Annotated in this window: 16 protein-coding genes; 5 read left to right on the top strand and 11 right to left on the bottom strand. The window is 58.1% G+C overall.

Annotated elements, in window-relative coordinates:
• Nucleotides 1-42: 42 nt before the first annotated feature.
• The 4 genes from ACYZUA_RS18185 to ACYZUA_RS18170 all read right to left on the bottom strand — a co-directional run bounded on the left by ACYZUA_RS18185 (nucleotide 43) and on the right by ACYZUA_RS18170 (nucleotide 5,725).
• Entirely contained in the window at nucleotides 43-3,789 is a 3,747-nt protein-coding gene (locus tag ACYZUA_RS18185; protein WP_461959985.1) for a hypothetical protein, read from the bottom strand.
• A gap of 247 nt (nucleotides 3,790-4,036) precedes the next feature.
• Nucleotides 4,037-4,870, bottom strand: a complete 834-nt coding sequence (locus ACYZUA_RS18180; protein WP_461959984.1) for an AraC family ligand binding domain-containing protein — start codon at nucleotides 4,868-4,870, stop codon at nucleotides 4,037-4,039.
• Nucleotides 4,871-4,905: 35 nt separating this feature from the next.
• Nucleotides 4,906-5,409 (bottom strand): VOC family protein, encoded by a 504-nt coding sequence (locus ACYZUA_RS18175; RefSeq protein ID WP_461959983.1) that lies wholly within the window; start codon nucleotides 5,407-5,409, stop codon nucleotides 4,906-4,908.
• 109 nt (nucleotides 5,410-5,518) lie between these two features.
• Nucleotides 5,519-5,725, bottom strand: a complete 207-nt coding sequence (locus ACYZUA_RS18170; protein WP_461959982.1) for a hypothetical protein — start codon at nucleotides 5,723-5,725, stop codon at nucleotides 5,519-5,521.
• Between the two features lie 481 nt (nucleotides 5,726-6,206).
• On the opposite strand from ACYZUA_RS18170, the gene ACYZUA_RS18165 reads away from it, so the two are divergent.
• The 4 genes from ACYZUA_RS18165 (at nucleotide 6,207) to ACYZUA_RS18150 (ending at nucleotide 10,110) form a co-directional block, all read left to right on the top strand.
• Nucleotides 6,207-6,662, top strand: coding sequence for a (2Fe-2S)-binding protein (locus ACYZUA_RS18165; RefSeq protein ID WP_054615082.1), 456 nt, complete (start codon nucleotides 6,207-6,209; stop codon nucleotides 6,660-6,662).
• A gap of 25 nt (nucleotides 6,663-6,687) precedes the next feature.
• On the top strand, nucleotides 6,688-8,856 hold the full coding sequence (locus tag ACYZUA_RS18160; protein ID WP_461959981.1) for a xanthine dehydrogenase family protein molybdopterin-binding subunit: 2,169 nt from the start codon (nucleotides 6,688-6,690) through the stop codon (nucleotides 8,854-8,856).
• Nucleotide 8,857: 1 nt separating this feature from the next.
• Nucleotides 8,858-9,436 carry a hypothetical protein gene (locus ACYZUA_RS18155; protein ID WP_461959980.1) on the top strand — a complete coding sequence of 193 codons (579 nt, stop codon included), beginning with the start codon at nucleotides 8,858-8,860 and terminating at the stop codon, nucleotides 9,434-9,436.
• 74 nt (nucleotides 9,437-9,510) lie between these two features.
• Nucleotides 9,511-10,110 (top strand): GGDEF domain-containing protein, encoded by a 600-nt coding sequence (locus tag ACYZUA_RS18150; RefSeq protein WP_461959979.1) that lies wholly within the window; start codon nucleotides 9,511-9,513, stop codon nucleotides 10,108-10,110.
• On the opposite strand, the gene ACYZUA_RS18145 is transcribed toward ACYZUA_RS18150, so the two are convergent.
• Nucleotides 10,079-10,504, bottom strand: coding sequence for a VOC family protein (locus ACYZUA_RS18145; protein WP_461959978.1), 426 nt, complete (start codon nucleotides 10,502-10,504; stop codon nucleotides 10,079-10,081). The genes ACYZUA_RS18150 and ACYZUA_RS18145 overlap by 32 nt on opposite strands.
• Before the next feature lie 111 nt (nucleotides 10,505-10,615).
• Between ACYZUA_RS18145 and ACYZUA_RS18140 the strand changes: the two genes are divergently transcribed.
• Entirely contained in the window at nucleotides 10,616-11,482 is an 867-nt protein-coding gene (locus ACYZUA_RS18140; RefSeq protein ID WP_461959977.1) for a LysR family transcriptional regulator, read from the top strand.
• 181 nt (nucleotides 11,483-11,663) lie between these two features.
• On the opposite strand, the gene fabI is transcribed toward ACYZUA_RS18140, so the two are convergent.
• The 6 genes from fabI to ACYZUA_RS18110 are packed head-to-tail and all read right to left on the bottom strand — an operon-like array spanning nucleotide 11,664 to nucleotide 19,861.
• A complete protein-coding gene (gene fabI / locus ACYZUA_RS18135) occupies nucleotides 11,664-12,458 on the bottom strand; it encodes an enoyl-ACP reductase FabI (RefSeq protein ID WP_008152082.1) in 795 nt (264 codons plus the stop codon).
• 21 nt (nucleotides 12,459-12,479) lie between these two features.
• Complete coding sequence (locus ACYZUA_RS18130; protein WP_461959976.1) at nucleotides 12,480-14,090, bottom strand: ABC transporter ATP-binding protein; 1,611 nt, start codon at nucleotides 14,088-14,090, stop codon at nucleotides 12,480-12,482.
• 1 nt (nucleotide 14,091) lies between these two features.
• On the bottom strand, nucleotides 14,092-15,111 hold the full coding sequence (locus ACYZUA_RS18125) for an ABC transporter permease (protein WP_008074378.1): 1,020 nt from the start codon (nucleotides 15,109-15,111) through the stop codon (nucleotides 14,092-14,094).
• Nucleotide 15,112: 1 nt separating this feature from the next.
• Entirely contained in the window at nucleotides 15,113-16,186 is a 1,074-nt protein-coding gene (locus ACYZUA_RS18120; RefSeq protein ID WP_461959975.1) for a microcin C ABC transporter permease YejB, read from the bottom strand.
• Between the two features lie 4 nt (nucleotides 16,187-16,190).
• Nucleotides 16,191-18,032, bottom strand: coding sequence for an extracellular solute-binding protein (locus ACYZUA_RS18115; protein ID WP_461959974.1), 1,842 nt, complete (start codon nucleotides 18,030-18,032; stop codon nucleotides 16,191-16,193).
• Nucleotides 18,029-19,861 carry an extracellular solute-binding protein gene (locus ACYZUA_RS18110; protein WP_461959973.1) on the bottom strand — a complete coding sequence of 611 codons (1,833 nt, stop codon included), beginning with the start codon at nucleotides 19,859-19,861 and terminating at the stop codon, nucleotides 18,029-18,031. Before ACYZUA_RS18110 ends, ACYZUA_RS18115 begins: the two co-directional genes overlap by 4 nt.
• Between the last annotated feature and the right edge of the window lie 94 nt (nucleotides 19,862-19,955).

The following is a 19,955-nucleotide window of genomic DNA, read 5'->3' as shown; positions in this document are numbered from 1 at the left end:
CAGGGGCGCGGTATCAGCGACGAGGAGGAAGCATGTCAAGCGTCAATTCAAACCGCTTAACGCGTTTTCCGTTGGGCGGTCCAGCGCACTGAATCGGCCCTTCCTCAGTTCTGTAATCGCATAGATGGCACGTGCGGTACGGCCATTGCCATCCGAGAAAGCGTGATAGCCAAGGAAAGATCCAAACAGGTGTTTGCCAAAGTGTTCGTGTGCCGGATCCATTTTGGCCATGTGGTGCTCCAGCATTGCAGTGCCTGAGATATTGGACGGGTAGCGAACATCCGGGCGAGGACTGCGGTACTTATCGAATGCGTTGGGTGCAACACGTCGATGCAGTTCGTTATAAATCGTGGGATCGGTCAAGGGCTTGTTGCTGGCGGCGTATTCAAGGAGCAAGGTCCGGAGGGTGTTTGTTTCATTCTCAGAATTCGATGCATTCAGAATCCAGGCGGTTGCTCGATCCGTGTTGTCAGTCAAACCGTGAGGATTGAACCGTGATTCATCCAGTACGCCATGGTAAGGCGCCTTGCCCAGATCCTTGGTAAGCAATCCTTGCTGGTGTGCCTGCATGGCTACCAGATTCTTGTATTCCACGCGTAAGGTGTCCTGGAGAACCTCAGGCAAAACAGTGACGTCCTTGAACTGGTGAAGATTGTCCAGATAAAAGGTTTGCGCATGCCGACGTGTCAATGTATCGACCACTTTCGAATCCAGAATCTTGCTGAGTTGGTGAGCGCTGTCGGACTTGAGTGCGATCTCGGCCAAGGAGATTTCCATCAGGTGCTGAAGCTCCTGTTCAGGAATGTGCTGGAGGAGATTCTTGTGGTTGTCGTACAGGTGCTTGAGCACGTGCTCAGCGGTTTCGATACCCTCATTTTTGAAGATCGCTCGCCCGTGACCCACAACGTCCAGTGTCATGCGCAACTCTGACGCCACGCCGGAATGATTAACCGCTTTGAGCAAGTCATAGCTGCTTGCGCCAGTCAGTCGGAGTAATTGCGTACGAGCGAAGTGAGGAATGGAGGGGACACCGAGCTTCGCCAGGCTCCTGCCAACCAGCTTTGTACCGCCCTTTAGCAATTGAGGCACGCCGTCCAGAGGGTTAAATAGTCCGATAACCGTGCGTGCAGCGATCCGGGAAGCAGAAAGCAGTTTTGTGGCCAGGGTTGCGCCTTTTGTGACAGCGGCGACAATTTTCAATGGCGCGGCGACCAGCGAGATCGCGATCAATGCCGCCTCCATAACGCAACCGGCGATGGCGTTTTTCTGTCTTGAGGGAACACCCGAAGAAAGTTCCTCTATGCACTCCTTGAATGGAATGATCAAGTTGAGAATGACATTGAACACTTTGTCGGTTTTTTCAATGGCTAATTCCCGGTCTGTCCGGTTAAAGCCGATCTGGCTCAGCTCTTCTTCATTAATGAATGTATTGCGTTCAGCAATCAGCTTACTGACGTCTTCTATCCGCCGGGAATTAAAGTACTGCACCGGATTGGGAGCGGTCGTGTCATGGGCTGACGTCTCGAATTCTCCAATTTTAGTGAGGACTACCGAGGCATTCTGATCGCCGCGCGGCGGAATGTTTTTAACGTACGCGTCAATGTCGACGGGCGCCTCCAGAAGCAGTTTGCTATCAACAAACTCTCCTCCAATTGGATCGGGAATCAGGTGATAGGAAAATCGGCTCTTGAATGCCTGGTTTGAGCGGCAATCCAGTCTGAGTGGAAACAGTTCATAACAACGAATCAGTGGCCCTTTCACAGCACAGAGTATGACGCCGTAGCGTCCTGGATCTGCTACCGGTTCGGGCAGGGGGATAAGCCCGGCAACTGGGTTTAATGCAGAAATGAAGGGTTTAAGTGTGCTGGCGATGTTCTTGGGAATGTCTTTTTTTACCTGGTATATCGCCAATCGGCCATGTTCGATAAACGACCTGTCTGATTGATGCAGTTGCGACAGTGCGTACCGAATATTGGTCGATAGTGCGGTAGTGATGCCATTGTAATGAGCGTGAATTGCCTCCTCATACAAATCATTGGCGGGATACAAGTATTTCAATTTGGGGAACTCCTGATAAATATCAGTGCCTCTGATTCGCCCCCAATCACCGGTATGAAGTTCATCACCCAGGTACAGATCCAGCACCGATACCTTTCGCCCTGCGCCGCCTCCATTGCCACGATGCTTTACCAGCAATTCGTCAGGGTTGCAGAGAGGTACTTTTGATGTCAGCTCCTTCAGCGCAATGGCTCTGCGACTGGGTATTGGCTTGTTGACGTCGCTCACGGCATGGGTCAAAGCCATGACATACCGGTCGTATTCTTCGATGGCGCGAAGGACTGTTTTCTGGCTCAGGCTACCGTCAGCGTCCCGTTCGACAAGGCTATTCATCAATGCCCAAGTGACAATCGGATCGAGGTTGTTCGTGGCATGCAACGATGCCAGTTGTGGCATTAAACCCGGGACCAGGCTGAAGCCGAGCAGGTGCTCATAGGACATCAACCGCGAAGCGCCGGGGGCGACGGCCTCAACCAGCTGCACCGCCTGGCATAAGACGACCCAACCCGGGGTGCCCACTTGCAATTCAGGTGGCAGGTCACGGATCAGGTATTGCGGCGCCATGCCCGCCAGAATCCATTGCGCCAACAGTGGAGCGAGCATCTGATGTAGCTGGAAATGATTGGCCAGATAATTTTCCAGTTCCAGTCGCACTACTCCAGGCTTTTGTTGCAAGAAGCGTTTGGCGTAAAAGTCGAAGCCTGCGAAGGAGGTGTTGGCGCTGTCGACGTCAGGATCGAGATCGAGCAGCATGGCTGCAATCAGCAGTTGATCGATGAACTGTTGAGATGCCTTTTCTCCGTTCCCTTCACCGAACCAACCCAGCGCATCAAGGTAATTTTGCCCGTGATTGCAGGTTTGCCGGGCGATTTCCAGCAGCCTTTGCATTCGGTATTCAATGCTGGTGGGCAGCTTTTCTGATCCGGCGCTTTCGCTGATCAGCCAGGCGCCAATCTGTTTGATCAGGAAGGAGGCATCCTCTTTCAGCTGACGGGTTTGCTGACCAATGATTGAGCGGGTAGTTTCAGTCAGACTAAACGGTGAATCTTCGGGAGTGTCCAGAAGTTGCCAGTAATTTTCCAATGGTGGGCTTGCGGGAAGATTCGCGAAATTAAGCACGTCGATCAGCTGTTGGGTGTCCTCTTTAGTGCCTGGCTTCGGCAAACCATGGAACTGAAGCCATTGGCCAATCGAAATCCGCCCATTTGAGGTAATTGTCCCTCCAGCCTGTCCGGCCAAATTGGCGAGCAATTTCAGGTCGTCGACGATGCTGGGTATGGCGGTTTTGGCGTGGGGGGTAATACTGATTTTTCTAAAAAAGACATTAACCTCGGTTGAGTTAATGTCAGGGATTGCACCCCGACTCATCTGCTCTTGAACGGCCCAGAGTTCTCCCTTTGTATCGACATGAAAGGCATAGTCTTCCGGTATACCACTTTTAATCCTCATCTTAATAAAGTCGGCTTGGCGGGTCAGACGCAATAGATAAATCGCCCCCGCACGCTGAGCTTCATCAAGGCTTGAGCCGATCACAGATTTACCACCAAGGCGACTCCATGTGCTGTCGAGCCTGCTCAGCAAGTACTCGTCACCAATAACATTGATAAGGGCTTTTCTCACTTCCTGTAACTGACGTTCATTGCGCGAGGCGATGGGTGCATCGATAGACGTGTACATAAGATAACTTCCATGTTTTTTTTGGGCGAATTGATGCAGGTGCAGCGGTTCCAAGGCAGCGACCTGTTCGATTTCAACTGTCTGTTGGTTTATCAGGTTAAAGGCAAGTGCGAAATATTATTATCAGGTTTATATGTCGATGTGTTTCGTTATTGGCTAATAGCTATGCTGGCATCATAACTAATGACGCTGCGCACCCGATAAATAGTGGTGAGAAAGAGGTGTTGTGCTCTAAGGGTAAAATACTACCGTTTATATCCGAGGCGGAGTGTTGCGCAATATATACAGCCCAACGTTAACTTCAGCGTTGATACTGCCCCGGTGTCGCCGCCAGATGCTGTTTGAACACCCGCTGAAAGTGGGCCTGATCGGCAAATCCCGCCTCCAGCGCCACATCGGCGATCAGCTTGCCGCTGCGTAACCGGTCCCGGGCAAACTGGATGCGCCGGTTGAGCAAAAACGCATGGGGCGTCATCCCGTAATGCTGTTTGAATGCGCGGATCAGGTAGGACGGCGATAACTGGGCCGCCGCGCAAATGTCTTCGAGCTTGAGCAGTTGCGTACAGTTGTCGCGGATGTAGTCGGCTGCCCGTTCCAGTTTGAAATTGGGCTCGCGCAACGGTTGATCAATCGGATTGAGTCGCTGCTGCACGTCGGTGAAAAACTCCACGGCCGCGCTTTGCTTGTGCAACACGTCTTGCTGCGCATCGACCAGCACGTCGTACAAACCGTTCAGGCCGGCAAACAGGTCGCTGTCGTCAGTGTGGGTGATGGAAAACCGGCGAAACGCCAAGTCCTGGCTGAAGCCGAGCTGGTGCTGCAAATCGGTCAGCCAGGGTGTCTCGACGTACAGCATCAGGTACGACCACGGCTCGTCATCGATGGGATTGCAGGCGTGGACATCACCGGGATTCATCAGCACCACGGTGCCGGCACTGACCTGAAATTGCGATTGCTCGTGGAGGTAGGTACTGCGCCCGGCCGTGATCGCACCGATGGAAAAATGCTCGTGGGAATGCCGGGTGTAACAGACCTCGCGGCCGTCGGCGATAGAACGGGCTTCGATGAAGGGCAGGGCGTCGTCGCGCCAGAAGCGCGGGGCTTTGTCAGCGTCTTTGGCAACGGCGGGCTTCATGGTCAGCGTCCTCGGCAGGTCAGCGTCGAAGTGTATTAGCTCTCACCGTCAAAGGCTCGTTGCAGTGCAGCGATGTCGAGTTTTTTCATCTGCAACATCGCCGTCATGGCGCGTTGTGATTTTGCCGTGTCAGGGTCCTTCATCATGTCGGTCAGGGCCACCGGCACGATCTGCCAGGACACGCCGAATTTGTCCTTGAGCCAGCCGCATTGCTGGGCCTCAACGGGCCCACCCACGGACAGACGCCCCCAGAAGTGGTCGACTTCTTCCTGAGTATGGCAATTGACCTGAAACGAAACGGCTTCATTGAACTTGAAAACGGGACCGCCATTGAGGCCGGTAAAACTCTGCCCGTCCAGTTCGAAACTGACCGTCATCACCGAGCCTTCGGGCCTGCCATGGATCTCCTGTCCGGCCTTGCCGTAGTGAGTGGTGGCGCTGATTTTCGAATGATCGAAGATCGCACAGTAGAACTTCGCGGCCTCCTCGGCTTGATCGTCGAACCACAGGCAGGGCGTGAGTTTTTGAACGCGATGCATGGTGTAGCTCCTCTACGAATGACTCAGGCTGGACTTTCAGCGTAGTCAGCCTCGGGTCGTCTGGCCGTACCGTAGATCGACAAGTTGAAGGAGTTTCCTTGCGATGGAATCAAGGGGCGGCGGTCAGGTGCAGCTGGGAAAGTACAGGTACAACGCCGAGCTGAGTGGCACGAAGGGGCAGCACCCGCTCCAGGCGTACATCCGCCAACTCGTCGGCAATCTCCAGATCACAGGCATAGGCCAAACCTGAACCGCTGCGTGCGGCCGCCACCAACAACTTGCGGTCATTGACGATCACGCCACCCTTGACGCCCACGGTGAAGGAACACCTTCGTCGCCGATAAGTTGCAGGCGTGGCGTGAGCTGTCGGTGTCCACCGGCTTCTAAGCCCCAACCGCTCCGTGTAGCAGCTGCCGAGCCCGCGAGGCTGCGTTCGGCGACGAAGTCGTCGTAAACCTTGCGCATGCAGTTTTCCTGGCACACCGCAGTGCCTGACTTCACGACGACTTCGTCGCCGAACGCAGCCTCGCGGGCTCGGCAGCTGCTACACAGTGCGGGTTACTTCAGTCTTTTTTGTGTGACCGGTGGTCGATGAACCGGTCTCGCCCGGCAATTTGCGCTTAGCTGTAGGGATAACCCGAGGTTCCCGAGAGCCCGCCGACCCTGTAGGAGCCGAGCTTGCTCGCGATGGCGTCAGGTCTGACACACCGCGTTATCGTTCATCGCGAGCAAGCTCGGCTCCTACAAGGGCCTAACGAGAGCCTCTTCAGAACACCGTGAGTCTGAGGAAAATCGCAATGCTGACCCTCAACATCAATGGCAAGGACCAGGCGCTGGATGTCCCCGCGGACATGCCGCTCCTGTGGGTACTGCGCGATGTCGCGCACCTGACTGGCACCAAATTCGGTTGCGGCATGGCCCAGTGTGGCGCCTGCACCGTGCACGTCGATGGTGCGCCGCTGCGCTCCTGCATCACGCCCGCCACCGCGGTGGCCCATGGGCAAAAAATCCTCACCATCGAAGGCCTGTCCACCGACGGTTCGCACCCGGTGCAGCAAGCCTGGGCCGAACTCGACGTGGTTCAGTGTGGTTACTGCCAGTCCGGTCAGATCATGTCGGCCGCCGCGTTGCTGGCGAAAATCCCCAAGCCCACCGACAGCGACATCGATCAGGCGCTGTCCGGCAATATCTGCCGCTGCGGCACCTACCCAAGGATCCGCGCAGCGGTCAAACGCGCCGCCGAGATCGGTTGATGCCACGTTGACGGGAGTCTGAACAATGAACAGCCTCAATCCTCTGTCACGCCGTGGTTTCCTCAAGGGCAGCGCAGTGCTGGGCGGCGGTCTGGTGGTGGCGTTTGTCATCCCCGGTGGTCATCGCTTTGCCATGAGTGCGGAGAATGAAGGAAACGTTTTCGCGCCCAATGCGTTTTTACGAATCGGCAATGACAACAGCGTCACCATGCTGCTCGGCCATTCGGAAATGGGCCAGGGCATCTGGACCGGCCTGACCATGTTGATCGCCGAAGAGCTGGACGCCGACTGGTCGAAGATTCGTGTTGAGCATGCACCGGCTTCGGCCGCCGAGTACGGCCTGGCCGGGTTTGGCGGGATGCAGATTACCGGTGGTTCGACCTCGACCTGGATGGAATTCGACCGTTATCGGCAGGCCGGTGCAGCGGCGCGATTGATGTTGATCGACGCGGCGGCTAAGCGCTTCAACGTTGCGCCTTCCGAAATTCGCACCGAATCGGGTGTGGTGGTTGCTGGCGACAACCGCGCCACCTACGGCGAACTGGCCGATGACGCCGGCAAGTTGCCGGTGCCGGATCCAGCGTCGATCAAGCTCAAGGAGTCCAAGGACTGGAAAATCATTGGTAAACCGACCAAGCGTCTGGACACTCCGGAGAAAATCACCGGCCGCGCCAAGTTCGGCATGGACGTGCAGTTCGACGGCTTGATGACCGCCATGGTCGCGCGCTCGCCGGTGTTCGGTGGCAGCGTCAAATCCTTCGAAGGCGCCGAGGCGCTGGCGATTCCGGGCGTGCACAAAGTGGTGCAGGTGCCCACCGGGGTGGCGGTGATTGCCGATCATTACTGGGCGGCGAAGCTGGGGCGCGATGCGTTGAAGGTCGATTGGGATCTGGGGCCGAACACCGGGCTCGACAGTCAGACACTGCTGGAAAGCTTCCGCAAACTCGCCACCACCCCTGGCGCTTCGGCCAGTCAGGCCGGTGATGTCGCGGCAGGCCTGGGTAAAGCATTGAAGACCATCGATGTCGAGTACAACGTGCCGTACCTGGCCCATGCGCCGATGGAGCCGCTCAACTGCACAGTGAAAATCACCAAAGACAAATGCGAAATCTGGACCGGCACCCAGTTCCAGACCCTGGATCAAATGGTCGCCGGGAAAATCACCGGGCTCAAACCCGAGCAGGTGGAGATTCACACCGAGTTTCTCGGCGGTGGTTTCGGTCGCCGGGCCAATCCAACCTCTGATTTTGTCGCTGAAGCCGTGGAAGTCGCCAAGGCAGCGGGCGCACCGGTGAAAACCGTCTGGTCCCGGGAGGACGACATTCGCGGTGGATACTACCGCTCGGCATTCCTCCATCAGGCCCGTATCGGCCTCGATGCCGGTGGTCTGCCGATCGCCTGGAAGCATGTGATGGTCGGGCAGTCGATCATGGCGGGCACGTCATTCGAGGCGACCATGGTCAAGAATGGCATCGACAAGACCTCTGTTGAAGGGGTCGCGGACAGTCCGTACCTTGAAGGGGTGGCGAATCACCAGGTGGATCTGCATTCGCCACAAACCGGTATCCGCGTGCTCTGGCTGCGTTCGGTAGGGCACACCCACACCGCATTCGTGATGGAGTCGCTGATCGACGAACTGGCCGAGGCGGCCGGCAAGGATCCGGTCGAGTACCGACGAACCTTGCTCAAGGACCATCCGCGGCATCTTGGCGTGTTGAACCTGGCCGTCGAGAAAGCCAACTGGAAGGCGCCACTGCCGGACGGCCATGCGTTGGGCATTGCGGTGCATGAGTCTTTCGGCAGCTACGTCGCCCAGGTGGCCGAGGTGTCCCAGGACAACCTGGCGATCCGCGTACACCGCGTGGTGTGTGCGGTGGATTGCGGCATTGCGGTCAACCCGATGAGCATCGCGGCGCAAATGGAATCGGCCATCACCTTTGGCCTCGGGTTTACCTTGCACAGCAAACTGACCTTCAAGAACGGCCAAGTGGTGCAGTCTAATTACCACGACTATCAAGTGCTGCGGCTCAATGAAATGCCGGTGGTGCAAGTGCATATCGTGCCCAGCAGCGACAAACCCGGCGGCATCGGCGAGGCCGGTGTGCCGCCCACGGCGCCGGCAGTGGCCAACGCGGTGTTCGCCCTGACCGGCCAACGCCTGCGGGAACTGCCGCTGCAACTGTCGGGGGTGTGAGATGAGACGACATCTGATTCTTGGCGCGGTGGTATTGATCGGCCTGGTCGGCTACGCCGAAGACCTGTTCGCTGACGATAAGGAAGCGATCAAGGCGTTCGATACCGTGCAAAAGGTCTTCCAGAGCCCGCGCTGCCAGAACTGCCATATCCCCGGCGATTCGCCGTTGCAGTTCGACGGCGGCATTCCTCACGCAATGAACGTCGTGCGGGGCATGGACGGCAAGGGAGCAGCGGGTTTGCCCTGCGCTACCTGCCACGCCGAGCGTAATCCGCCTGCCAGTTACGGCGCCCACACACCGCCGGGGGCGCCACACTGGAGCCTGCCGCCCGCCGCGCACAAAATGGCCTGGATCGGTCTGCCGGCCGACCAGTTGTGCGCAATGATCAAGGACCGTTCCAGCAATGGCGACCGCGATTTCGCCGCGCTGATCAAGCATGTCAGCGACGACAAATTAGTGCTGTGGGGCTGGAATCCGGGTGAGGGAAGGGCGCCGGTGCCGGTGCCGCACGACATTTTCGTCACCCAGTTCAAGCTTTGGGCAGACGCGGGAGGGCCCTGTCCGGTCGTGGGTAGTTGACCGGCGGTCCGTTAACAGGGAGTCAAACCGGGTATTGACGGCTCTAAGAAATATACCCGCCAATGGAGTGAGTAATGCTGATCCCAGGCAAACCGGTAAAACCAGGCGCATGCGCCGACCCGTTGCGCACGCCACTGCAGGAGCGCGAGCTGCTGCGTGACCTGGCCCGCAAGGCCGAGGAGGAGTTGATGGGCGTGCAGATGGCGAGCATGGACGAGTTGACGCTGCTCTCCAACCGACACGGTTTTACAGCGCTGGCCCAACAAGGGCTGTATGTCTGCCACCAGCTGAAGAAGCCAGCGACGCTGCTGCTCTTCAATATTGATGACTTCAAGCACATCAATTATCTCTATGGTCGTGCCGAGGGCGATAACGCCCTGAAAACCTTTGCTGATGTGCTGCGCATTGCCTTTCGCGAAAGCGACGTGATCGGCCGCTTGGGCAGCGACAAATTCGTCGCGTTGCTGACCGGATCAAGCATTGTGGAGATTCCCGCGATCAGGGCGCGACTCGAAGAAATACTCGAAGAGCGCAATGCCACGGTGCATCGCGGTTATGACATCCACTTCAGTATCGGACAAATCGAGTGCAACCCTCTGCTTCCCGGCTCGATCGAAGAGCTGACGGCGCAAGCCGATGCGTTCACTTGGCAAATAGCTGAGTCTCATCCTTGAATGCCTTGAACTCAAGCGCGTTGCCGCAGGGATCGACGAGAAACATCGTTGCTTGCTCACCCACCATGCCCTGAAAGCGAATGCCCGGTTCGATCACGAATCGGGTGTCGAGGGCTTTCAGTCGCTTGGCCAGAGCCTCCCATTCCGCCATGCCCAACACCACGCCGAAATGCGGTACCGGTACGTCATGACCGTCGACAGCATTGGTGTGCGCAGTTTCTTGAGAGGCGTTTTTCGGCGCCAGGTGAATGACGAGTTGATGGCCGAAAAAATTGAAATCGACCCAATGATCGCTTGAGCGACCTTCTTCCAGGCCGAACACTTCGCCATAAAAATTCCGTGCGGCAGTCAGGTCGTTGACCGGGATGGCCAAGTGAAAAGGGGAGAGTTGCATCGGATGTGCCTCGGCTGTGTGGATTCAGACTGAGTTTAGCTCTGTGCTTTTTGATTAAAAGACGATAATTTTTGCATCGAGCTCAAATTTTTTCGATCAATCGAGTACGCCATGCTGCGGGAACTGAAAACCTTCATTGCGGTGACGCGCTACGGCACTTTTGCCGCGGCCGGGATGCACATCGGCCTGACCCAGTCGGCTGTCAGCGCGCAGATTCGCAATCTGGAACAAGCCTTGGGCATTCGTTTGTTCGACCGCACCGGACGTCAGGCGCTGCTCAATGCGGCGGGCCATCGGGCATTGCCGATGGCCAGGGAAATACTGGAGACCTTCAGCCGCATGGCGGTCAGCGATGATGTCAGCGAGTATCGCGGCGAGTTGAAAATAGGCGCGGTGGCCACGGCCCAGACCGGACTGCTGCCCCAGGCGTTGCTTCGACTGAGGCAACAGGCGCCGTTGCTGGAGCCGAAACTGGTGCCCGGCGTGTCGCTGAACCTGTTGAGCCAGGTGGACACCGGTGAGGTGGATCTGGCGATTCTGATCAAGCCGCCGTTCGAGTTGCCCAAAGAACTGTCAGCGCAGGTCATCCGCAAGGAACCGTTTGTATTGATCGTGCCGGCGGACCTTGAAGGTGATGAGCCGTTGCAGATCCTCGCGAGCCATCCGCACGTGCGCTACGACCGCAATTCGTTCGGTGGAAGATTGGTGACGCGGTTTTTGCGTGAGCAGCAGATTGATGTGCAGGTGGCTTTGGAGCTGGATGAGTTGGAAGCCATCGTGAAGATGGTTGAATGCGGGTTGGGGGTGTCGCTACTACCCGAGGCGGGGCTCTGGCTCGAGCATGGGGCGAAGGTACGGATCATCCCGTTGGGGGAGTTGACGTTCTACCGCGAGATCGTCCTGTTGCAGCGCTATAGCCAGCGCACACAACCAATCCAGCAGCTATTTTCCAGCTGCCTGACACACATTTCCGGCTAAACACCAAACCCTGTGGGAGCGAGCCTGCTCGCGATAGCGGACTAACCGTCAAAATTGATGTTGACTGACACTCCGCCATCGCGAGCAGGCTCGCTCCCACAGGGGATCTGCGCCAGACCTGAAATTACAGGCACAAAAAACCCGCCTGAACAGGCGGGTTTTTTAGTGGGCTGACCGAAGATTACTCTTCCAGGCTACCCATGGCCGTGGTGTTGAAGCCACCGTCCACGTACATGATTTCGCCGCTGATGCCGGACGCCAGGTCCGAGCACAGAAAGGCGCCGGCGTTGCCGACTTCGTCGATGGTGACGTTACGACGCAGCGGGGTTTGCGCTTCGTTGGCGGCCAGCATCTTGCGGAAGTTCTTGATGCCGGAAGCGGCGAGGGTACGGATAGGGCCAGCCGATACGCAGTTGACGCGGGTGCCGTCCGGGCCCAGGGAGCCGGCCAGGTAACGAACGCCAGCTTCCAGGGAAGCTTTGGCCATGCCCATTACGTTGTAGTTCGGCATGGTGCGCTCGGCACCCAGGTACGACAGGGTCAGCAGGCTGCCGTTGCGGCCTTTCATCATTTCGCGGCCGGCTTTGGCCAGGGCCACGAAGCTGTAGGCGCTGATGTCGTGAGCGATGCGGAAACCTTCACGGGTGGTGGCTTCGGTGAAGTCGCCATCCAGTTGGTCGCCCGGGGCGAAGCCGACGGAGTGCACGATGCAGTCCAGGCCGTCCCACTTCTTGCCCAGCTCGACGAAAACCTTGGCGATTTCTTCATCGCTGGCCACGTCGCACGGGAAGCACAGGTCAGGGTTGGAACCCCAGCTTTGTGCGAACTCTTCGACACGACCCTTGAGTTTGTCGTTCTGATAAGTGAAGGCAAGCTCAGCGCCCTCGCGATGCATGGCGGCAGCGATGCCGGATGCGATGGACAGCTTGCTGGCGACACCGACGATCAGTACGCGCTTACCGGCGAGAAAACCCATGTGTTGCTCCTCTCTTTCAGGTTATTGCGCAGTGGCTGGGGCCAGGAAAGCGGCTTCCAGCAACTGCTGTGTATACGGATGTTTGGGGGCCGCAAAAATACTTTGCGCGTCTCCCTGTTCGACCACTTGGCCTTGCTTGACCACCATCAACTGGTGGCTCAGCGCTTTGACGACAGCCAGGTCATGGCTGATAAACAGATACGTCAGGTTGTACTTGGTTTGCAGTGAACGCAAAAGCTCCACCACTTGGCGTTGCACTGTCCGGTCGAGGGCCGATGTCGGCTCGTCCAGCAGAATCAACGCCGGTTTTAGCACTAATGCCCGGGCAATGGCGATTCTCTGCCGTTGCCCGCCGGAAAATTCGTGGGGGTAGCGGTGCCGGGTTTCCGGATCCAGACCTACCTCCTTGAGTGCCGCAATAATCGCCAGTTCCTGTTCCGCCTCGGTGCCCATCTTGTGGATCCGCAGGCCTTCACCGACGATCTGGCTCACGCACATCCGTGGGCTCAGGCTGCCGAACGGGTCCTGAAACACCACCTGCATCTGCCGCCGCAGCGGTCGAACCTGTTGCTGCGTCAGGCAGTCTAGCTGCTTGCCATCAAAACGGATGGCACCTTTGCTGCCGATCAGCCGCAAAATCGCCAAACCCAGCGTCGACTTGCCCGAACCGCTTTCTCCCACAATCCCCAGGGTCTGGCCCTGAGGCAGGCTGAAGTTGATTCCGTCCACCGCTTTGATGTGGTCGACGGTCTTTTTCAGAAAGCCTTTCTTGATCGGGAACCAGACTTTCAGGTCCTCGACTTGCAGCAATGGCGGGCCGATAACGTTAGTTGCCGGCTTGCCGCTGGGCTCCGCTGCCAGCAGTTCCCGAGTGTACGGATGCTGTGGCGCGCGGAACAACTCTTCGCACGATGCCTGTTCGACGATGCAACCGCGCTGCATGACACATACGCGATGCGCAATTCTTCGTACAAGGTTCAAATCGTGACTGATCAGTAGCAGTGCCATGCCCAATCGGGCCTGTAATTCCTTGAGCAATTCGAGGATTTTCAGCTGAACGGTGACGTCCAGCGCGGTGGTCGGCTCGTCGGCGATCAGCAGTTCCGGCTCATTGGCCAGCGCCATGGCAATCATCACCCGCTGGCGCTGGCCGCCGGACAATTCGTGGGGCAAAGCCTTGAGGCGCTTGTGCGGCTCAGGAATGCCGACCATTTCCAGCAACTCGAGCGTGCGCTTGGTCGCGATTTTGCCGATCAGGCCTTTGTGAACGCCCAACACCTCGTTGATCTGCTTCTCGATCGAGTGCAGCGGATTGAGCGAGGTCATCGGCTCCTGGAAGATCATTGCGATCCGGTTGCCGCGGATGTGGCGGATGGTTTTCTCTTTCAGGTCCAACAGGTTCTGGTCGGAATAGGTAATGGTGCCGGACGGGTGCCGGGCCAGCGGGTAGGGCAGCAGCCGCAGGATCGAGTGGGCGGTCACCGATTTACCGGAACCACTTTCGCCCACCAGCGCCAGGGTTTCGCCGCGCTTGATATCGAAGCTCACGCCTTCGACCACCCGTTGAACACGCTCGCCGACGACAAATTCGACGGCCAGGTCGCGCACTTCGATCAGATTGTCCTGATTCATTTCACTTCCTCGGGTCGAAGGCATCGCGAGCGGACTCGCCGATGAACACCAGCAAACTCAACATCAACGCCAGCACGGCAAACGCGCTCATGCCGAGCCATGGCGCTTGCAGGTTGGATTTGCCCTGGGCCACCAATTCACCCAGCGACGGCGCGCCAGGCGGCAGACCGAAGCCCAGAAAGTCGAGAGCGGTCAGGGTGCCGATGGCGCCGGTCAGGATAAACGGCATGAAGGTCATGGTCGAGACCATGGCATTGGGCAGGATGTGGCGGAACATGATCGCACCATTCTGCATCCCCAACGCCCGCGCGGCGCGCACGTATTCCAGATTACGCCCTCGCAGGAATTCGGCGCGGACCACGTCCACCAGGCTCATCCACGAGAACAGCAGCATGATCCCCAGCAGCCACCAGAAATTCGGCTGGACGAAACTGGCGAGAATGATCAGCAGGTACAGCACCGGCAGCCCGGACCAGATCTCCAGAAAGCGCTGCCCGGCCAGATCGACCCAGCCGCCATAAAAACCCTGCAAGGCTCCGGCAATCACGCCGATGATCGAGCTGAGAATGGTCAGCGTCAGGGCGAACAGCACCGAAATCCGGAAACCATAAATCACCCGAGCCAACACATCGCGACCCTGATCGTCGGTGCCTAGCAGGTTATCGGCCGAGGGCGGTGCGGGGGCCGGGACTTTCAGGTCGTAATTGATGCTCTGGTAGCTGTAGGGGATCGGCGCCCACAAGACCCAAGCGTCCTTGGCCTTGAGCAGTTCGCGGATGTACGGGCTCTTGTAGTTGGCTTCCAACGGGAATTCGCCGCCGAACGCGGTTTCCGGGTAGCGCTTGAGTGCCGGGAAGTACCAGGCATTGTCGTAATGCACCACCAGCGGTTTGTCGTTGGCGATCAGTTCGGCACCGAGGCTTGCGCCGAACAGAATCAGGAACAGCCACAGCGACCACCAGCCACGCTTGTTGGCCTTGAACAGTTCGAAACGTCGGCGATTGAGAGGGGACAGATTCATCTCAATGCTCCCGGCTTTCGAAGTCGATGCGCGGATCGACAAAGGTGTAGGTGAGGTCGCCGATGAGTTTCACCACCAAACCCAACAGGGTGAATATGAACAGCGTGCCAAAAACTACCGGGTAATCGCGGTTGATCGCCGCCTCAAAACTCATCAGGCCGAGGCCGTCGAGGGAGAAGATCACTTCCACCAGCAACGAGCCGGTGAAGAAGATGCCGATAAACGCCGACGGGAACCCGGCGATCACCAGCAGCATGGCGTTGCGGAATACATGGCCGTAGAGCACGCGGTGATGGGTCAGGCCCTTGGCCTTGGCGGTGACCACGTACTGCTTGTTAATCTCGTCGAGGAAGCTGTTTTTGGTCAGCAGCGTCATGGTCGCGAAGTTGCCGATCACCAGCGCCGTCACCGGCAATGCCAGGTGCCAGAAGTAATCGAGAATTTTGCCGCCCATGCTCAACTCGTCGAAGTTGTTGGAGGTCAGTCCTCTGAGCGGGAACCAGTCGAAATAGCTGCCGCCGGCGAACACCACGATCAGCAGAATGGCGAACAGGAACGCCGGGATCGCATAGCCGACGATGATCGCCGAACTGGTCCAGACGTCGAAGTGGCTGCCGTGTCGTGTCGCCTTGGCGATCCCCAGCGGGATCGACACCAGGTACATGATCAGCGTGCTCCACAACCCGAGGGAGATCGACACCGGCAGCTTTTCCTTGATCAGGTCGATGACTTTGGCGTCGCGGAAGAAGCTGTCGCCGAAATCCAGCGTGGCGTAGTTCTTGATCATGATCCACAAGCGTTCCGGCGCCGATTTATCGAAGCCATACATGTGCTCGATTTCCTTGACCAGCGCCGGGTCCAGGCCTTGGGCGCCGCGATAAGCGGAGCCGGCCACCGAGACTTCGGCACCGCCGCCGGCGATACGGCTGGTGGCGCCTTCGAAGCCTTCGAGCTTGGCGATCATCTGCTCCACGGGCCCGCCAGGGGCGGCCTGGATGATCACGAAGTTGATCAGCAAAATGCCGAGCAAGGTCGGGATGATCAGCAGCAGTCGCCGAAAAATATACGCCAGCATCTGATTACTCCGTGCCCGCAGGGTCGGCTTGCAGTTTGGTTTCGACTTCTATCGCCGGGGTGGCGTCTGGCTTGACCCACCAGGTGTTAATGCCGATGTCGTACTTGGGGGAAACTTTCGGATGACCGATGTGGTTCCAGTACGCGACGCGCCAGGTTTTGATGTGCCAGTTGGGGATCACGTAATAACCCCATTGCAGCACGCGGTCCAGCGCACGGGCGTGGGCCACCAGGCTTTTGCGCGAATCGGCATTGATCAGTTGCTCGACCAATTGGTCCACCACCGGGTCTTTCAAGCCCATGGAATTACGGCTGCCGGGTTTGTCGGCGGCGTCAGACATCCAGAATTCACGCTGTTCATTGCCCGGTGAATTGGACTGCGGGAAGCTGCCGACAATCATGTCGAAGTCCCGTGAACGCACGCGGTTGATGTACTGCGAGACGTCGACCCGGCGGATGACCAGGTCGATGCCCAGGTCACTGATGTTGCGCTTGAACGGCAGCAACACCCGCTCGAATTCGGTTTGGGCCAGCAGGAACTCGATGGTCACCGGTTTGCCATTGGCGTCGACCATCTTGTCATCGACGATCCGCCAGCCCGCCTCTTGCAGCAGTTGATAGGCTTTGCGCTGCTGGGCACGGATCATGCCGCTGGCGTCGGTCACCGGGTTCTGAAACGCCTCGCTGAACACCTGCTCGGGAATCTTGCCGCGGAACGGGTCGAGGATCGCCAATTGATCGGCGTCCGGCAGGCCGCTGGCAGCCATTTCCGAATTTTCGAAGTAACTGCGGGTGCGCGCGTAGGCACCGTTGAACAGTTGCTTGTTGGTCCATTCGAAATCCAGCAACAGGGTCAGGGCCTGGCGCACGCGCACGTCCTGGAACACCGGGCGGCGCAGGTTGAATACAAAGCCTTGCATGCCGGTGGGGTTACCGTTGGGGATCTGTTCCTTGATCAACCGGCCCTCGGTGACGGCCGGAATGTTGTAGGCGTTGGCCCAGTTCTTGGCTGCCATTTCGAGCCAGTAATCGAACTGCCCGGCCTTGAGCGCTTCCAGGGCCACGGTGTTGTCGCGGTAGTAGTCGGTGGTCATCACATCGAAGTTGTAGAACCCGCGGTTCGCCGGCAGGTCCTTGGCCCAGTAATCCTTGACCCGCTCATAGCGCACCGAACGCCCGGCCTTGACCTCGCTGACCTTGTACGGGCCGCTGCCCAACGGTATTTCCAGGTTGCCCTTGGTAAAATCGCGCGTCGCCCACCAATGCTTGGGCAGCACCGGCAACTGGCCGAGGATCAGAGGCAGCTCGCGGTTGTTGTTGTGTTTGAACTTGAACAACACCGTCAGCGGATCTTCAGCGACCACTTCCTCGACATCGCTGTAGTAACCGCGGAACAGCGGCGCGCCGTCCTTGATCAGGGTCTGGAAGCTGAACACCACGTCCTCGGCGCGCATCGGATGCCCGTCGTGGAAGCGCGCCTCGGGGCGCAGGTAGAAACGCACCCAGCTGTTGTCCGGGGCCTTTTCAATCTTGCCGGCGACCAGGCCGTACTCGGTGAACGGTTCATCCAGGCCCTGTTTGGCAAGAGTGTCGTAGATCATGCTGATGTCGTCGGCCGCGACACCCTTGTTGATGAAGGGGTTGAGGCTGTCAAAGCCGCCGAAACCGGCCTGACGGAAGATCCCGCCCTTGGGCGCGTCCGGGTTTACATAATCGAAATGTTTGAAATCGGCCGGGTATTTCGGCGGCTCGTTGTACAGGGTCAGGGCATGTTGCGGGGCGGCACAGGCCAGCCCGGCGAACAACAGACCGCTGGCCTGCAAGAGCAGGGTGCGTACGGGTTTCATCGATCTTTCTCCGAAGATTTCAGCCACCACGCGCTCAGGCCCAATGTGTAGGGCGGCGTGGTGACGAAGGCGAACCGGTTGCGGTAGGCCAGGCGGTGATAATTGAGATACCAGTTGGGAATGATGTAGTGCTGCCACAGCAACACCCGGTCCAGGGCCTTGCCGGCGGCGACCTGTTCATCGCGGGTCTGGGCGGCGAGCAATTGTTCGAGTAAATGATCGACCACCGGATTGGCGATGCCGGCGTAGTTTTTGCTGCCCTTGACCCCGACCTGGCTGGAATGAAAGTACTGCCATTGTTCCAGGCCCGGACTGAGCGTCTGGTTGAGGGTCATCAGGATCATGTCGAAATCGAACTGGTCGAGGCGTTGTTTGTACTGGGCGCGATCAACCGTGCGCAGCCGGGCATCGATGCCGATGCTGGCGAGGTTCTCGACGTATGGCTGAAGGATGCGCTCCAGGTTCGGGTTGACCAGTAGGATCTCCAGACGCAACGGTTGGCCGATGGTGTTCTGTAGCCGTTGATCGTTGAGCTTCCAGCCGGCCTCGGCGAGTAACTCCAGGGCCTTGCGCATGGTTTCCCGCGGAATGCCGCGGCCTTCGGTCTGCGGCAGGCTGAACGGCTCGGTGAGCAGCTTGGCGGGCAACTGATCGCGATAGGGCTTGAGCAATAGCCACTCATGACCGACCGGTAGCCCGGTGGCGGAGAACTCGCTGTTGGGGTAATAACTCATGGCGCGCTTGTAGGCGCCGCTGAACAGTGTGCGGTTGGTCCACTCGAAGTCGAACATCAGCCCCAGCGCTTCGCGGACCTTGGCCTCGGCGAAGGTTGGTCGCCGGGTGTTCATGAACAAGCCCTGGCTCTGGGTCGGGATCTGGTGCGCGATTTGCGCCTTGGTCACATCGCCACGGCGCACGGCCGGGAAGTTGTATCCGTTGGCCCAGTTCTTCGCCTGGTGCTCGATGTAGATGTCGAATTCGCCGGCCTTGAAGGCTTCGAACGCGACGTCGCTGTCGCGGTAGAACTCGACTTCCATTCGATCGAAGTTGTATTTGCCGCGATTGACCGGCAGGTCCTTGCCCCAGTAATCCTTGACTCGTTCGAAAATGATCTGCCGCCCAGGCTCTACCGACGTGATGCGATACGGTCCGCTGCCCAGTGGCGCTTCGAAGGTGGTGGCCTTGAAGTCGCGACCTTTCCAGTAATGCTGGGGCAACACCGGCAATTCGCCCAGGCGCAGGATCAGCAACGGATTGCCGGCGCGCTTGAAGACAAAACGAATGCGCTGCGGATTGAGGATGTCGACCCGCGACACTTCCTGAAGGTTGGTGCGGTATTGCGGATGGCCTTCCTTGAGCAACAAACGGTAGGAAAACGCCACGTCATAGGCGGTAATCGGTGTGCCGTCGTGGAAACGCGCTTCGGGGCGCAAATTGAACACCACCCAGCTGCGGTCTTCGCTGTATTCCACTGATTGGGCGATCAGGCCATAGCTGGAGGTCGGCTCATCGCCGGACGGCGCGTATTGACCGGTGCCGACCATCAGCGGTTCATTGAGTTCGTTGATGCCGTATTGCAGGAAATTCGGCGTGGAAACCGGGCTTGAACCTTTGAACGTGTAGGGGTTGAGCGTATCGAAGGTGCCAAACGCCATCACCCGCAACGTACCGCCCTTGGGCGCTTGCGGGTTGACCCAGTCGAAGTGGGTAAATCTGGCTGAGTACTTGAGCGTGCCGAACTGCGCATAACCATGGCTTTCGCTGATCGTCGCGCTTGCGGGGGAGCTCAAGGCCAGGCAGATCAGGAGCAGGAGGAGGGGACACTTCAAGTCAGGGATCCGATCCAGGCGGCTTGGGCTTTGTGGCCCGTACAGTAACAGCTTGTATCGACAGGAAAAAGACGGGGCTTAATGCGGGGGTAAT

The organism is Pseudomonas sp. LS2P72 (assembly GCF_054897865.1).
Note: the sequence above shows the minus strand (reverse complement) of the source record. Positions and strands in the feature narration are given on the sequence as shown.